13 protein-coding genes are annotated in these 16,217 nt (G+C 54.6%); 7 read left to right on the top strand and 6 right to left on the bottom strand.

The annotated features are described in order from the left end of the window. The first annotated feature begins 34 nt into the window (after window positions 1-34). The 4 genes from nfuA to rsmJ all read left to right on the top strand — a co-directional run bounded on the left by nfuA (window position 35) and on the right by rsmJ (window position 5,283). On the top strand, window positions 35-610 hold the full coding sequence (gene nfuA, locus MKleb_RS26140; protein ID WP_004106660.1) for a Fe-S biogenesis protein NfuA: 576 nt from the start codon (window positions 35-37) through the stop codon (window positions 608-610). A gap of 332 nt (window positions 611-942) precedes the next feature. Further along, window positions 943-2,259: a gluconate transporter gene (gntT, locus tag MKleb_RS26135; RefSeq protein ID WP_217076362.1), complete on the top strand. Its 1,317-nt coding sequence runs from the start codon at window positions 943-945 to the stop codon at window positions 2,257-2,259. 209 nt (window positions 2,260-2,468) lie between these two features. Beyond that, window positions 2,469-4,511: an oligopeptidase A gene (gene prlC / locus MKleb_RS26130; protein WP_025106826.1), complete on the top strand. Its 2,043-nt coding sequence runs from the start codon at window positions 2,469-2,471 to the stop codon at window positions 4,509-4,511. A gap of 7 nt (window positions 4,512-4,518) precedes the next feature. Continuing rightward, entirely contained in the window at window positions 4,519-5,283 is a 765-nt protein-coding gene (gene rsmJ / locus MKleb_RS26125) for a 16S rRNA (guanine(1516)-N(2))-methyltransferase RsmJ (RefSeq protein ID WP_025106827.1), read from the top strand. Between the two features lie 374 nt (window positions 5,284-5,657). Here rsmJ and dtpB read toward each other — a convergent pair whose 3' ends face one another. Then, window positions 5,658-7,124: a dipeptide/tripeptide permease DtpB gene (gene dtpB / locus MKleb_RS26120; protein WP_025106828.1), complete on the bottom strand. Its 1,467-nt coding sequence runs from the start codon at window positions 7,122-7,124 to the stop codon at window positions 5,658-5,660. Window positions 7,125-7,196: 72 nt separating this feature from the next. Between dtpB and MKleb_RS26115 the strand changes: the two genes are divergently transcribed. Continuing rightward, window positions 7,197-7,370, top strand: a complete 174-nt coding sequence (locus MKleb_RS26115) for a hypothetical protein (RefSeq protein ID WP_155774232.1) — start codon at window positions 7,197-7,199, stop codon at window positions 7,368-7,370. A 12-nt stretch (window positions 7,371-7,382) separates the two neighbouring features. Here the strand turns inward: MKleb_RS26115 and uspA are convergent, their stop codons facing one another. Then, window positions 7,383-7,820, bottom strand: coding sequence for a universal stress protein UspA (gene uspA, locus MKleb_RS26110; RefSeq protein ID WP_004126268.1), 438 nt, complete (start codon window positions 7,818-7,820; stop codon window positions 7,383-7,385). Between the two features lie 379 nt (window positions 7,821-8,199). Between uspA and uspB the strand changes: the two genes are divergently transcribed. Continuing rightward, the gene (gene uspB, locus MKleb_RS26105; protein WP_004855171.1) at window positions 8,200-8,535 is read left to right on the top strand and encodes a universal stress protein UspB; all 336 of its coding nucleotides are present in this window, start codon (window positions 8,200-8,202) and stop codon (window positions 8,533-8,535) included. 66 nt (window positions 8,536-8,601) lie between these two features. Here uspB and pitA read toward each other — a convergent pair whose 3' ends face one another. Further along, complete coding sequence (gene pitA / locus MKleb_RS26100) at window positions 8,602-10,098, bottom strand: inorganic phosphate transporter PitA (protein WP_014227140.1); 1,497 nt, start codon at window positions 10,096-10,098, stop codon at window positions 8,602-8,604. A gap of 229 nt (window positions 10,099-10,327) precedes the next feature. Between pitA and MKleb_RS26095 the strand changes: the two genes are divergently transcribed. Next, a complete protein-coding gene (locus tag MKleb_RS26095) occupies window positions 10,328-11,524 on the top strand; it encodes a BaiN/RdsA family NAD(P)/FAD-dependent oxidoreductase (protein WP_025106829.1) in 1,197 nt (398 codons plus the stop codon). 34 nt (window positions 11,525-11,558) lie between these two features. Here the strand turns inward: MKleb_RS26095 and MKleb_RS26090 are convergent, their stop codons facing one another. The 3 genes from MKleb_RS26090 to MKleb_RS26080 form a co-directional block, all read right to left on the bottom strand. Beyond that, on the bottom strand, window positions 11,559-13,442 hold the full coding sequence (locus MKleb_RS26090; RefSeq protein WP_025106830.1) for a sigma-54-dependent Fis family transcriptional regulator: 1,884 nt from the start codon (window positions 13,440-13,442) through the stop codon (window positions 11,559-11,561). Window positions 13,443-13,584: 142 nt separating this feature from the next. Next, the gene (locus tag MKleb_RS26085; RefSeq protein ID WP_025106831.1) at window positions 13,585-14,748 is read right to left on the bottom strand and encodes a metallo-dependent hydrolase; all 1,164 of its coding nucleotides are present in this window, start codon (window positions 14,746-14,748) and stop codon (window positions 13,585-13,587) included. A gap of 12 nt (window positions 14,749-14,760) precedes the next feature. Continuing rightward, a complete protein-coding gene (locus MKleb_RS26080) occupies window positions 14,761-16,155 on the bottom strand; it encodes a DASS family sodium-coupled anion symporter (protein WP_004126262.1) in 1,395 nt (464 codons plus the stop codon). Window positions 16,156-16,217: the final 62 nt, after the last annotated feature.

Below are 16,217 nucleotides of genomic sequence, written 5' to 3'. Positions count from 1 at the left end.
ACCCAGTAAAATAGTCAACTATTAGGCCAACGCTATGATCCGTATTTCCGATGCTGCACAAGCGCACTTTGCCAAACTGCTGGCAAATCAGGAAGAGGGGACACAAATTCGCGTATTTGTGATCAATCCCGGCACCCCTAACGCCGAGTGCGGCGTGTCCTACTGCCCACCGGATGCGGTGGAAGATTCCGATACCGCGCTGAAGTTTGAGCAACTCACCGCCTACGTCGATGAGCTTAGCGCGCCGTACCTGGAAGACGCTGAAATCGATTTTGTTACCGACCAGCTGGGCTCCCAGCTGACGCTGAAAGCGCCAAACGCCAAGATGCGCAAAGTGTCCGACGATGCCCCGCTCATGGAGCGCGTTGAGTACCTGCTGCAGTCGCAGATTAACCCGCAGCTGGCCGGCCACGGCGGGCGCGTCACGTTGATGGAAATCACCGACGATGGCCTGGCGATTCTGCAATTCGGCGGCGGCTGCAACGGCTGTTCGATGGTTGACGTGACGCTGAAAGAGGGGATCGAGAAGCAGATGCTGAACGAGTTCCCGGAACTGAAAGGCGTACGCGATCTGACTGAACACCAGCGCGGCGAGCACTCCTACTACTGATTTCCCCGCCCGGCTGCCTTTTCGCGGCCGGGCGACTCCCCTCATGTTACCGCGCAACATTTCCCGCTAAGCGACCCGGCAGAAACCCGGGAAAGAGTATGACTTAAGTCTCATATTTGAAATTTTCACCGCCCAGGTGATTCTCAAACTTCATATGTTACCCGTATCATTCACTTCAGGCGCCACAGATAAAAAAATAGCCAGCTATCCTTTCTCTGGGTAAGGATAAAGCCAGCTTCTACGGCGTCAGACATTTTTTGTTCCGGTCGGAACGGATGAAGTCAATGTTGAAACTATGACGTTACCCATAACAAATTAAGGCCAGGTAAATCATGCCATTAGTCATCGTTGCTATCGGGGTTGCCCTGTTATTGTTGCTGATGATCCGTTTCAAGCTGAACGGGTTTATCGCTCTGGTTCTGGTGGCACTTGCCGTCGGGCTCATGCAGGGTATGCCTCTGGATAAAGTTATCGTCTCCATCAAAAACGGCGTTGGGGGAACCCTCGGCAGCCTCGCGCTGATCATGGGCTTCGGCGCGATGCTCGGTAAAATGCTGGCGGACTGCGGCGGCGCGCAGCGTATCGCCACCACGCTGATTGCCAAATTTGGTAAACAACATATTCAATGGGCGGTTGTGCTCACCGGCTTTACCGTCGGCTTCGCCCTGTTCTATGAAGTGGGCTTCGTACTGATGCTGCCGCTGGTCTTTACCATCGCCGCATCCGCCGGTATCCCGCTGCTCTATATCGGCGTCCCGATGGCGGCCGCGCTCTCCGTCACGCACGGTTTCCTGCCTCCGCACCCGGGCCCGACGGCCATTGCCACTATTTTCCATGCCGACATGGGTAAAACCCTGCTGTTCGGTACGATTCTGGCGATCCCGACGGTTATCCTTGCGGGGCCGGTTTACGCACGCTTCCTGAAAGGTATCGATAAGCCGATTCCGGAAGGCCTGCATAACCCGAAAACGTTCACTGAGGAAGAGATGCCGGGCTTCGGCGTCAGCGTCTGGACCTCTCTGATACCGGTTATTCTGATGGCTATGCGCGCCGTGGCCGAAATGGTTCTGCCGAAAGGTCATGCCTTCCTGCCGATCGCGGAATTCTTCGGCGACCCGGTCATGGCCACGCTGATCGCGGTACTGATCGCCATGTTCACCTTCGGTCTTAACCGCGGTCGTTCCATGGAACAGATTAACGATACGCTGACCTCCTCGATCAAAATTATCGCCATGATGCTGCTGATCATCGGCGGCGGCGGCGCCTTCAAGCAGGTGCTGGTCGATAGCGGCATGGATAAATACATTGCTTCTATCATGCATGAATCCAATATGTCCCCGCTGTTTATGGCATGGTCGATTGCTGCGGTACTGCGTATCGCGCTGGGTTCCGCCACCGTTGCGGCGATCACCGCGGGCGGTATCGCCGCGCCGCTGATCGCCACCACCGGCGTGAGCCCGGAACTGATGGTGATCGCCGTTGGCTCCGGCAGCGTTATCTTCTCCCACGTTAACGACCCGGGCTTCTGGCTGTTTAAGGAATACTTCAACCTGACCATCGGCGAGACCATTAAGTCGTGGTCGGTGCTGGAAACCATTATCTCAGTGTGCGGCCTGGTAGGCTGTCTGCTGCTGGGGATGGTGGTATAAGCTGCTTGTCAGCCTAAAACGAGCCGGGTCGCCGCGAGGCGAACCCGGCTTTTTTATGCGCTCTGGCCACAACGGCCAGACTTATCGCAGTAATACCCGCCTGCGCGCGGCGCCTGACATTGAAATTCAGCAAACTATCCCCCATTCTAGATCTCATGCTATAGCGCCGGACGCGCGCTTCATTCACCCAATTCAACAGGACTGCGCATATGACCAATCCATTACTGACGCCTTTTTCATTACCGCCATTCTCTGCCATCAAACCCGAGCACGTGGTCCCCGCGGTCACTAAAGCGCTGGATGATTGCCGGGCGGCGGTAGAGCGCGCGGTGGCGCAAGGGGCGCCGTATACCTGGGAAAATCTTTGCCAGCCGCTGGCGGAAGTAGACGACGTGCTGGGGCGTATTTTTTCCCCGGTCAGCCACCTGAACTCGGTCAAAAACAGTCCGGAGCTGCGCGAAGCCTACGAGCAGACCCTGCCGCTGCTTTCGGAGTACAGCACCTGGGTTGGGCAGCATGAAGGCCTGTACAAAGCGTACCGCGACCTGCGCGACGGCGACCATTACGCCACCCTGAATACCGCGCAGAAAAAAGCGGTAGATAACGCGCTGCGCGATTTTGAACTCTCCGGTATTGGCCTGGCGAAAGAGCAGCAGAAACGCTACGGCGAAATCGCCGCCCGCCTCTCCGAGCTGGGCAATCAGTACAGCAACAACGTGCTCGACGCGACCATGGGCTGGACCAAGCTGGTCACCGATGAATCTGAGCTCTCCGGCATGCCGGAAAGCGCGCTTGCCGCAGCGAAAGCCCAGGCTGAAGCCAAAGAGCAGGAAGGGTTTCTGCTGACCCTGGATATCCCGAGCTATCTGCCGGTAATGACCTACTGCGACAATCAGGCGCTGCGTGAAGAGCTGTATCGCGCCTATTCCACCCGCGCCTCCGACCAGGGGCCGAACGCCGGAAAATGGGACAACAGCCCGGTAATGGCGGAAATCCTCGCCCTGCGCCACGAGCTGGCGCAGCTGCTGGGCTTTGACAGCTTTGCCGACAAGTCGCTGGCGACCAAAATGGCCGAAAATCCGCAGCAGGTGCTCGACTTCCTGACCGACCTGGCGAAACGCGCCCGTCCGCAGGGTGAGAAAGAGCTGGCCCAGCTGCGCGCCTTCGCCAAAGCCGAATGCGGCGTGGATGAACTGCAGCCGTGGGATATCGCTTACTACAGCGAAAAACAGAAGCAGCATCTTTACAGCATCAGCGATGAACAGCTGCGCCCCTACTTCCCGGAAAACAAAGCGGTTAACGGCCTGTTCGAGGTGGTTAAGCGTATTTACGGTATTACCGCGAAAGAGCGTACCGATGTGGACGTCTGGCATCCGGAGGTGCGCTTCTTCGAGCTGTACGATGAAAAAAATGAACTACGCGGTAGCTTCTATCTCGATCTCTACGCTCGCGAACATAAACGCGGCGGGGCATGGATGGATGACTGCGTTGGTCAGATGCGCAAGCTTGACGGCTCGCTGCAAAAGCCGGTCGCTTATCTGACCTGTAACTTTAACCGTCCCGTCAACGGTAAGCCGGCGCTGTTCACCCACGATGAAGTGATCACCCTGTTCCACGAGTTTGGCCACGGCCTGCACCATATGCTGACCCGTATCGACACCGCCGGCGTGTCCGGCATCAGCGGGGTACCGTGGGATGCGGTCGAGCTGCCGAGCCAGTTTATGGAAAACTGGTGCTGGGAGCCGGAAGCGCTGGCCTTTATCTCCGGCCACTATGAAACCGGCGAACCGCTGCCGCAGGAATTGCTGGAGAAAATGCTGGCGGCGAAGAACTACCAGGCGGCGATGTTTATTCTGCGCCAGCTGGAGTTCGGCCTGTTCGACTTCCGCCTGCATGCGGAGTTCAGCCCGCAGCAGGGCGCGAAAATCCTCGAAACGCTGGCGGAAATTAAACAGCAGGTGGCGCTGATCCCCGGGCCGTCGTGGGGCCGTTTCCCGCACGCCTTCAGCCATATTTTCGCCGGCGGATACGCAGCGGGTTATTACAGCTATCTGTGGGCCGACGTCCTGGCGGCGGATGCCTTCTCGCGCTTCGAAGAGGAGGGTATCTTCAATCGCGAAACCGGCCAGTCGTTCCTCGACAACATCCTTAGCCGCGGCGGTTCGGAAGAGCCAATGGTCCTGTTCAAACGCTTCCGCGGTCGCGAGCCGCAGCTGGACGCGATGCTTGAGCATTACGGTATTAAGAGTTAATCCTGTTGTGAAAATTTGTTTAATTGATGAAACGGGCGCCGGAGACGGCGCCTTATCTGTTCTGGCTGACCGCTGGGGGCTGGAGCAGGATGAGGATAACCCGATGGCGCTGGTGATGACCCCGGCGCATCTTGAGCTGCGCAAGCGCGATGAACCGAAGCTTGGCGGCATCTTTGTTGATTTTGTCGGCGGGACCATGGCCCATCGGCGCAGGTTCGGCGGCGGCCGCGGCGAGGCGGTGGCGAAAGCGGTGGGAATCAAAGGCGACTATCTGCCGGATGTGGTCGATGCGACCGCCGGTCTGGGAAGGGATGCCTTTGTTCTTGCCTCCGTGGGCTGTCGCGTGCGGATGCTGGAGCGTAACCCGGTGGTTGCCGCGCTGCTCGACGATGGCCTGGCGCGCGGCTACGCCGACGCTGAAATCGGCCCCTGGTTGCGGGAGCGTCTGCGGCTGATTCACGCTTCCAGCCTGACGGCGCTGACCGATATCACTCCGCGTCCGCAGGTGGTCTATCTCGACCCGATGTTTCCGCATAAGCAGAAAAGCGCGCTGGTGAAGAAAGAGATGCGGGTATTTCAGTCGCTGGTGGGGCCGGATTTAGACGCCGACGGTCTGCTGGCGCCGGCGCGTCAGCTGGCGACCAAACGGGTGGTGGTTAAGCGCCCGGACTACGCGCCGCCGCTGGCGGATGTCGCGACGCCGAACGCGGTGGTGACCAAAGGCCACCGGTTTGATATCTATGCCGGAACGGCGGTTGAGCCGCAGGGGTAAGCAACCTGCGTCAGGGCCCTTTCCCCGGGGGCGGCGCGATGCGCCTTGCCCGGGCTACGGGTTCACCGCCGTCTGCGGGTCTGGTAGCCCGGACAGATGCGCAGCATCGCCTCCGGGAAATTCGGCCACTCTGCACTCTGCTCCCGGGGGCGGCGCGATGCGCCTTGCCCGGGCTACGGGTTCACCGCCGTCTGCGGGTCTGGTAGCCCGAACAGATGCGCAGCATCGCCTCCGGGAAATTCTGCCACTCTGCGCTCTGTTCCCGGGGCGGCGCGATACGCCTGCCCGGGCTACGGGTTCTTGCGATCTGGGGGGGCTGTAGCCCGGATAAGGCGTTAGCCGCAATCCGGGAAACCTCGTCGACCACTCCGTTTTTACGCGCTTTTTGTATTAATCATCCTGTTCAGCCACGGCACCATGATCGCCATGACCACCGTTACGCCCAGGGTCACCAGGCCAATTTTGCTGAAGACATCGGTATAAATCGGCAGCGTCTGTAGCGGGTCGGTAATATTATCCGGTACGGCGGTAAAGGTCGCCACGTAGCCGCCCAGCAGGAACGCGGCCGCCTGGGTTAAAAACCACATCCCAAGAATAAAGCCCATCAGATGCTGCGGCACCAGTGCGGCAACCATCGCCAGCCCCAGGGCGCTAATCAGCAGTTCCCCCAGACTCTGGAACAGATAGACCAGCACGATAAACCACGGCGAGGTCAGCCCCTGGGCGTCGGCAAACCACATTCCCGCCGCGGCAGCCGTCAGAAAACCCAGCGCGCACAGGAACATGCCAAGGGTAAACTTCATCGGCATAGTCAGGTCTTTGCCCTTATTGCCCAAACGCGTGTAGATAGCGGCGAGGATCGGGCTGGCCACCACCACCCAGAACGGGTTTAGCGCCTGAAAGCTCACCGGGTTAATCGCGAAACCAAGTATTTCATGGTGAACGTTATTGATAGCAAAGAAGTTGAGCGAGGTGGGCATCTGCGCGTACAGAATATAAAACAGCACCGCTTCCAGCATCAGGATAAAGGCGACGAACATTTTATTGCGCCCGGTTTTATCCAGCTTGAAGGCCTCGCGGAAGAAGAAAATCGTCACCACCACTGAGAGGATAATCAGCACCAGATTGGCGATTTTGACATTATGCATTAGCCAGGCGCAGAGAAATATCATGACCACCGTACCGGCCAGCACGTACAGTAAATTGCGCAGGCTCAGCGGTTTGTGGTCCGGCTCAGAGCCGATATCTTTCACCATACCCCGACAGGCGAAGTAAACCAGCAGGGCGACGATCAGACCGGCGCCGCACAGGTTGTAGGTTACCGCGTAGCCGAACTTGTCGGCAATCACCGGCGCCAGCGACAGCGACAGCAGCGAACCGATATTGATCGACATATAAAACAGCGTGAAGGCGCCATCCAGGCGGGCATCTTTTGGCGGATAGCATTTGGACAGCAGGCTCGCCGGGTTAGCTTTAAACAGGCCGTTACCCACCGCAATGGTCCCCAGCGCGATGAAAATCAGATTGGGTTTGAGCAGCGACAGGCCGGTCATAAAGTAGCCTGCGGCAAGCACAATCGCGCCCAGAACCAGCGTACGTTTCGTACCCAGCAGGTGATCGCCGACATAGCCGCCGATGGAGATAAGGCCATATACCAGCGCGGCAAACGCGCCAAAGGTAATAAACGCCTGCTCCTGAGAAAAACCGAGCTGTTTAACAAAGAAAACGGCCAGGATCCCCTGAACGCCGTAATAGCCAAATCGCTCCCATAGTTCCACAAAGAAGATCATGAAGAATGGGCGAGGTTGCTGCAGCAAGCCTGTCGGTGCGGTTGAATTCATCTTTCTTCGCCTTTAAGTCCTGTCCGGAAAAGTATGAACGCGTATGCCAAAACGCGCTGAAAAAGGTTAATTTTGCGTAATGATATGATGTTTATCTATTTTGGCGAATTATTATATGGCTATATTGCTTTTGAAATGGTTGATCAACCTGGCATTGTGGCGATTATTTGGATTTATATGCTTTTTGCGGCGGGTGGGGGAAATAAAAACGCCCGCGTTGGCGGGCGTTGGTCATCAGCGAAATGAAATAACGTCCTGTTATTCGTCTTCTTCGTCGCGCAGCGGGACAATCAGCATATCCACGTGAACGGTGTTGATGAGCTGACGAGCCGAGGACATCAGTTTGCTCCAGAAGTCCTGATGGTGACCGCAAACCACGAGGTCCATATCATACTTTTTAATCGCATCAACCAGCACCTGGCCGAGATCGCCGCTGCCGCTCAGGGTCTCAGTGATCGGATAGCCAGCGTTGGTGGACAGCTCGCTTAACGCGTGGTGAGTCTCTTCGGAGATGCGTTTCTGCATGTCGCCCAGATTGACGTCAATAAGGCCGGTGTAGAGATCGGAGTAATTCACATCCACGTGGATCAGGGAAACTTTTGCATTGTAGGGGCGGGCCATAGAAACGGCTTTTTCTACCAGTACTTTGCTTTCCGGGGACAGGTCTACTGCAATAAGAATATGTTTGTAAGCCATGGTGTTACTCCTTCCATAAGTTGTCGATGACCGTTGGACCTGACAGCCAGCGCTGCCGCTTCGCCCGCGTCCTGCGTGCTACATTCGCGGGGGGAGTCCTTAAGGACCTAATTGTAGAAGATATTTCTACCTTATAGCGCCCCTCGCGATCCGTCAATCCACCTTGTTCAGCGAATAGTTAAACAAATATATCCGACTTATGCATTGATAATGATTAACGTTGTGGTAAAAAAATTAACTGATCTCCTACACTATTTAATGAGCCGGTCGGATAAATAAACGTGATCGGAATCGCACTCTTTCACAGTACAGTCGGTTTGATATTGGGGAGCGGTAGTCCCGGAGGGAGCCTCCGAGGACGGGTCGCCGGGGAGGAGGTATGATCAGCACTGTTGCGCTGTTTTGGGCCCTGTGTATCGTATGTGTAGTGAATATGGCACGCTACTTCTCGTCGCTGCGTGCATTACTTGTTGTGCTACGTGGTTGTGACCCTTTGCTCTATCAATATGTCGACGGCGGCGGTTTTTTTACGTCGCACGGGCAGCCCGGCAAACAGGTGCGCCTGGTGTGGTACATCTACGCCCAGCGCTACCGCGATCACCACGACGATGAATTTATCCGCCGCTGCGAGCGGGTTCGTCGGCAGTTTATTCTCACCAGCGCGCTATGCGGCCTGGTGGTGGTCAGCATGATTGCCCTGGCTATCTGGCACTAGCTTCACGATACAAAAAAAACGGGCCAGTTTCCTGACCCGTTTATCTTTCTTGTTTCTGATATTCGCTTAGATAATCTGCAGCGAGAGCCAGTACAGCGCGCCGGACAGCAGAATCGCCGCGGGCAGGGTCAGTACCCAGGCCATCAGGATGCTGGTGACGGTTTTCTTCTGCAGACCGCCGCCATCAACGAGCATCGTCCCCGCTACCGAGGAGGAGAGCACGTGGGTGGTGGAAACCGGCATACCGGTATAGCTCGCCAGACCAATCGATACGGCGGCGGTCATCTGAGCTGACATACCTTGTGCGTAGGTCATCCCTTTCTTACCGATTTTCTCGCCGATGGTGGTCGCCACGCGACGCCAGCCGATCATGGTGCCGATACCCAGCGCCAGCGCAACCGCCATAATAATCCAGATTGGCGCGTACTCGATGGTGCTCAGCATGTCGGTTTTCAACTTCTTCAGCAGACGCTTATCGTCAGCATTCACTTCCGGCAGCTTAGCCACTTTGTCAGTGGTGTCGGAGATGCAGAGCATAATACGGCGCAGATGGCTACGCTGTTCCACGGAGAGCGTGTCGTAGCTTTCGGTACCGGTCAGCATCGTCTTCACGCGGTCAAGCGCGTTGATGGTGTTTGCCGGGTGGCAGTGGAACTCGCCGTTTGCGGCAGCCCCTGCGTCCGGAGACGGGATGAGCTGCTCGGCGCCGGTCGCTTTTTTCAACAGCTCAGGACGCTGCTGGAAGAAGGTTTCCACGTTGTTGACCGCATCGCGGGTACGGGTGATTTCGTAGCCGGAAGCGTTCATATTGACCACGAAGCCAGCCGGAGCCACGCCGATCAGCACCAGCATCACCAGGCCAATGCCTTTCTGACCATCGTTCGCGCCGTGGGAGAACGCGACGCCAATGGCGGACAGAATCAGCGCAATACGCGTCCAGAACGGCGGCTTTTTCTTGCCGTCTTTCTTTTCACGCTCGGCTGGAGTCAGGTGGATACGGGCGCGTTTTTTGGTTCCGCTCCAGTAGCGACGCAGAATGAAAATCAGGCCGCCCGCTACGACCAGGCCAACGATTGGCGAGACGATCAGCGAGCCAAAAATACCCATGACTTTCGGGATGTTCAGCGCGTCCACCACCGACGTACCGGTCATCAGGGCATTGGTTAAACCAATACCGATGATCGCGCCGATCAGGGTGTGCGAGCTGGAGGCCGGAAGGCCGAAGTACCAGGTGCCGAGGTTCCAGATAATTGCCGCCAGCAGCATGGAAAAGACCATGGCGAGGCCATGTGCTGAACCCATGTTAAGCAGCAGGTCGGTCGGCAACATATGCACGATGGCATAGGCTACGCTGAGACCGCCCAACAGAACGCCGAAGAAGTTAAAAAGAGCCGCCATCGCCACAGCAAGCTGCGACCGCATTGCGCGAGTGTAAATCACCGTTGCAACCGCGTTTGCGGTATCATGAAAACCATTGATCGCTTCGTAAAAAAGCACGAAAGCCAGAGCAAGCAATAATAGTAACCCGGTATGTAAATCCAGACCGGCAAATAAATGTACCATAGGACGTTACGCCATTTTGAGGACATGAACGCGGCGCATTATCAGTGACTTTCGCGGCGCGGGCAAAGTGAAATATAGACTTTTTTTGATTTTCTTCCTGTTTAAGTTTTACCTTGTTGGGAGTATTCCTATATCTTTCAATGAGGTACGCAAATCTGTTTTTTTCAGTCTGGTGCGACCAGAATGAAAAATTTACAATTCCCGACAATCGGGATATGAGGAATGTTGTGTGGAAAGGTTTGATGCCATCGTAATCGGCGCCGGAGCGGCGGGAATGTTTTGTGCAGCGCAGGCGGGGCAGGCAGGCTGTCGGGTGCTGCTGCTCGATAACGGCAAAAAGCCCGGGCGGAAGATCCTGATGTCTGGCGGTGGCCGCTGCAACTTTACTAACATGTATATCGAACCCGCGGCATATCTCAGCCAAAACCCGCATTTTTGCAAATCTGCGCTGGCGCGCTACACCCAGTGGGACTTTATCGATCTGGTTAGCAAACACGGTATCGCCTGGCATGAGAAAACCCTGGGCCAGCTTTTCTGCGATGATTCCGCCGAGCAAATCGTTAACCTGCTGCTGGCCGAGTGCGAAAAAGGCGGCGTACACATTCGCCTGCGTAGCGAAATTATCAGCGTAGAGCGGGATGATGAGGGCTATACGCTACAGCTTAACGGCGAGACGGTGGCGGCGAAAAAGCTGGTGGTTGCCTCCGGCGGATTATCCATGCCCGGCCTGGGCGCCTCGCCGTTTGGCTATAAGCTCGCCGAGCAGTTTGGCCTGAAGGTGCTGCCGACCCGCGCGGGCCTGGTGCCGTTTACCTTGCATAAGCCGCTGCTCGAACAGCTGCAGGTGCTTTCCGGGGTGTCGGTGCCGTCCACCATCACGGCGGAAAACGGGACCGTCTTCCGGGAAAATCTGCTCTTTACCCACCGCGGGCTGTCCGGGCCGGCGGTACTGCAAATTTCCAGCTACTGGCAGCCGGGAGAGTTCGTCAGCATCAATCTGCTGCCGGATTGCCATCTTGATGACTTCCTTAACGAGCAGCGCGCGGCGCATCCCAATCAGAGCCTGAAGAACACCCTGGCAATACAGCTGCCAAAGCGGCTGGTTGAGTGCCTGCAGCAGCTGGGGCAGCTGCCGGACGTCACCCTGAAACAGCTAAACGTTCGCGAGCAGCAGGCGCTGGTTGAGACGCTGACCGCGTGGCGCGTCCAGCCGAATGGCACCGAAGGCTATCGCACGGCGGAAGTGACCCTCGGCGGTGTCGACACCAACGAACTCTCTTCGCGCACCATGGAGGCCCGCAAGGTGCCCGGTCTGTACTTTATCGGCGAAGTGATGGACGTCACCGGCTGGCTGGGAGGCTATAACTTCCAGTGGGCGTGGGCGTCAGCCTGGGCATGCGCGCAGGCTTTAGCGGAACAGAAATAACCGCCTGCTCTGTATCAGCGGACCCGGCTCCGCCTTATCCGCTGATATTGTGCTGCTTTAATTTGCGCCACAGGGTCGTGGGGCTGATGCCGAGCATCACCGACGCTTTGGTTCTGTCCCCGTCGGTTTTTTCTATGACATGGCTAATCAGCCGTTTCTCTTGTTTCTTTAATAAATCGGTTTCATCTGATGCCACGCCCGCGGCCGGGAAGTGAGAGCTCTCGTTGGCGTCATCCGGTGAAATTTGACCGATCTGCAGCAAAACGTCTTTGCTCACTCGATCGATGTCCAGCAGGACGATGAGCCGGTAGATAACCGCCTGAAGTTCACGAATGTTGCCAGGCCAGCTATAGCGATGCAAAAAATCCACCGCGTCGGGGGTAAATGTGATTTGCTTACCTTGCTGATAAAGCAGGTGCTGAATCAACAACATGATATCGCCCGGTCGTTGGCGTAAGGCCGGTAGACTCAACTCAAGAATATTGATTCTATAGTACAGATCCTGCCTGAACTCACCGCTGGCGACGAGCTGGCGCAGATCTTTATTGCTGGCGGTGATCAGGCGAAAATCGGCGGTGATCAGCGTATCGCCGCCGAGACGAGAGAATTGCTTCTCTTGTAACACGCGCAGCAGCTTAACCTGTACCGATAACGGCGCTTCGCTGATTTCATCGATAAACACCGTGCCGTTCATCGCCATTTCAAACACCCCCGGTTTTCCGCCCTTGCGCGCGCTGGTAAATGCGCCGTCGGCATAGCCAAAGAGTTCACTTTCCAGAATGCTCTCGGGAATGGCCGCGCAGTTAATCGCGATAAAAGGGCCGTGGCTTCTGGCGCTATGGTTATGAATACTCTGAGCGAAAAGCTCTTTACCTGTGCCGGTATCGCCCAAGATATGAATGGGAAGTTCGTGGCGGGCGCACAGTTTAGCTTTTTTTATTACATCGCGTATCGCCGGAGACTGGCCAATAATGTCGTCGAAAGACCAGGTTGTGGAAAAACCGCGGAGTTTACTTTTTTTGCTGATACTATTTTGCCAAAGTGAACTCTCTTGGTTTAATCCTGTAATAATGCTATAAGATGTTTGGCGGTTGGAAAAATGACGTATGGAAATAAAAATAGTTTGGCCGTTAATATCAACGGCCTGTTCTTTAATATCTAATTCGTTAATAATACTGGGGTAAATATCTTTAAATGCCTCTTTTTTGAATATTTTATCTCCGACATGACACTGGAATAAGCTCAGGCCGATAGCATTAATATTTATGATCTCACCCAACTGATCAATACACATGATGCCCTCACGTGCTTGATTCAGCGCGGCGTGGCTCATGATGAGCTTGGTATTTTCTCGGTTGAGATATTTTAATAGGCTATAGGCTTCATTGATGGCCTGCTCAATCGAAATATTATCGGTATCTCCCATAATAGCATTGAGATTATATTTTTTAGCCATTTCAGCAACCGTAAGGCCGCCGATGACCGTATGGTAATCGTTCTCTGAAAGATTTTTTATAACGTTTTCAATATCATTGTGGTTGTATACCTGGCAAATTTTAAACTCTTCGTTAGTCATGTTCTGATAATGACGTAAGGCATTACAAAATTGGGGGAAACCAACCGCGGCGATTTTTTGTGATTTGATTTTGGCCTGTTGTAAAATGCGATAAACGCCGTGAAAATCATGGGCGATCTCAATGACCGGGATACTAATATTGTTACGCAGGAGGGCGGCGGTGCCGCCTCGGCTAATAATTATCTTAGCGCCGGACTGGATCATCTCATTCGCTTTATCGAGAACGTCAGAATAACGAAATTCATATACCGGAACATCGAGCTTCCTCTCAATAAGAACATTCATGATGCGTTGGGTTATTGTTTTGGAAACTGAAAAAATGACAATTTCATTATTCTTCATATATTATTCGCTCAGGTGTTCTGGGTTTGCAATGTTTATTATATGGCGAGCACAGGGAGAATCAATGAGGGTGGTCATATAATACGATATTAAGAATAAAAGCCTTACGCATAGCAAATGCGTAAGGCTATGTCATTAGTGATTAGAAACGCAGGCGGCGGTAGACAATTTGACCGTTGCATAAGGTAGCGCAGTTATCGATATAACGGTCACCTTCGAGTTTGACCCCGTGGGTATCTTCAAAAATGACGTTCTCTTTTCGCAGCTTAACAATGGAAATATCAGCACTGGCGCCGGGCGCCAGGGTACCAATTTGCCCCTGCATTTTCATCAGGCGGGCCGGCGTGGCGGTTACCGCGCGAACGATATCGAAGAAGGACATTCCCATGTTGAGATATTTCGACATGACGTGGAGCAGACTGTAGACCTTATCCGTCCGTAAGCTATTTCTCAGGGTGAGATCGGTGCTGATGATATCGGGATAAAATCCCTGCTCCATGGCGGTTCTGGCAACGTGAAAATCAAAGTGGGCCACGCCGTTTGAACAGTCGAAGATAACCCCTCTGGTCTGCGCCTCTTTTATTGCCGCATAGACCTCGCCCTGTTCATCGAGAATCGAGTGACCGGTACCGTGGAAGCAGTGGGCGTAAATATCATCGGCATTAAAATAGCGGATCAGTTCATCGGCGCAGAGAAGAGAGTCCGTGACGTGAACGCAAATCGTGGTATCCAGTTTACGCGCCAGGGAGACGGTAGAGAGAAGAGGGTCGCTGGCGTACTGTTTCCCTTTGGCGATATCCTGGCTGTAGCGTAGTTTCAATCCCAGAATATTGTCTCTGTTGCTATTCAGCGTTTGGGCGATTTTCTCCTCGTTGTAATTCGCCGGATTGGTATTTTCCAGATACCCGGTCGGCCCGCCCCCGAGGGTGGAAAGCCCGACGTTGACCACGTTCAAATAGCTTTTGATTTTCACCATGGCAGGATGAATCACGCTATTGCGAAAAAGCTGATAATTCACCCAGCCGCTGCTGCCGGCATCGACCATGCTGGTGACCCCGTTGGGCAAGCATACGATGTCAGGGTTGACGCTGATGGCGGTCCCGCCGTGAAAAACATGACCATGGAAGTCGATTAAGCCAGGCAGCACGATACAACCCGCGGCATCAATCACCGTTTCGGCCTGCAAATCGTCAACGGTATTTAAGTCCACGATGCGATTGCCGATAACGCCAATATTACGATTAATATAATCATGACCTTCGGGATCGGCGACCAGACCGTTTTTAATCAGAATATCCAGTTTCATTTTATGCTCCTGTTAAATGCCGATAAACTTCCAGTAAGGAATACCGATCAGGAAGAAGATTAATACGTTGACCACCACCATGATGGTGCCCAACATCCAGAACGTTTTTTGCGGGACGTAGCCGCTGGAGAACGTAAATACGCCCGCGCCGTTGCCGTAGTGCGTCAGCAGTGCGCCATAGCCTGCGGAGAAAGCCAGAGAAAGCGCCACGTACATCGGGTGCGCCTGGGTCGTCATTCCCAGGGTAAAGAGTACCGGATAGAAAGAGACGACGAACGCGCTGTTCGAGACAAAGAAATAGCGGACGGCAAGGCTGATAAAGACCAGCACGGCAATCGCGCTGATTTCATTGAGATGCGACAGGTCGAGATAGTTTTTGATAACGTCCACCAGAAAGACGTAGAACCCGCCTTTTGATAGGGCAACCGCACAGCCATAAAACGCGCCATACCAGACGAAGGTCTGCCAGGCCGATTTTTCGCTCACCACGTCATTCCAGCTCAGCACGCCGAAAAGCAGCAGACAGGCGAGGAACGCCAGGCCGACGGGAATAAAGGCGATGCCGGTGATGGAACCCGTCATCCAGCCGAGCACGCCCAGGACAAAGAACACGATCAGCAGCTTCTCTTCACGTTTTACCGGACCCAGCTCACGCAGGCCCTTCTCGGCAATTTCATTGACGTTATCGATAACTTTCAGTTCCGGCGCGTAGATTTTATACAGTATCCACGGCGCGAGCAGCAGCACCAGTCCGGCTGGCACCACGGCGGCTTTAAACCAGGTCATCCATTCGAGATTCACCTTCATGATCTCGTTGGCCAGCGAGACGGTAATTGAGTTGGTCGCCATCCCGGTCAGAAACAGGCTGGAGGTTCCCATTGAGACGACGTACATCAGGATGGTCAGATAGGCGCCGATTTTGCGGCTACCGTCGTCGGGCTTCGAGCCCAGCGCTTCGGCAATGTTCCTGAAGATGGGATAGGTAATGCCTCCCGAACGGGACATATTTGAACCCGTTGCCGGGGCCAGTACGGTATCAGTCACCATCATCAGATAACCCAGGGTGAGGGTATTTTTTCCATAGCGTTTTAGCAGCAGATAGGCGATACGTTTACCCAGTCCGGTAATAACAAACGCTTTGCAAATAATAAAGGCGCTGATAATAAACCAGACCATAGGGCTGCCAAAACCGGCAAACAGGGGAGCGGGGTCGAGAACCAGAGAGGCAAACCCGAGAATAATCAGCATAATGACCGCATCGGTAAACGGGCGCAAAACCAGCCCGCACAGCATCGCCAGATAGATGCCAACCATATGCCAGGTCGGTGCGGAGACGCCTTCCGGGTGCGGTATTATCCAAAATAAAACGGGGAAAAAGATAATGGGCAAGAGTTTTAAATAAAGCATTTTTATTACCTTTGCTTTAAAGCCACGGCCCGTCAGGGCACCGCGGCCTGATATTATTTAAT

It is taken from the genome of Klebsiella sp. PL-2018, assembly GCF_019048985.1.
Classification (GTDB): domain Bacteria; phylum Pseudomonadota; class Gammaproteobacteria; order Enterobacterales; family Enterobacteriaceae; genus Klebsiella; species Klebsiella michiganensis.
This window is presented reverse-complemented; position numbering and strand designations above follow the sequence as displayed.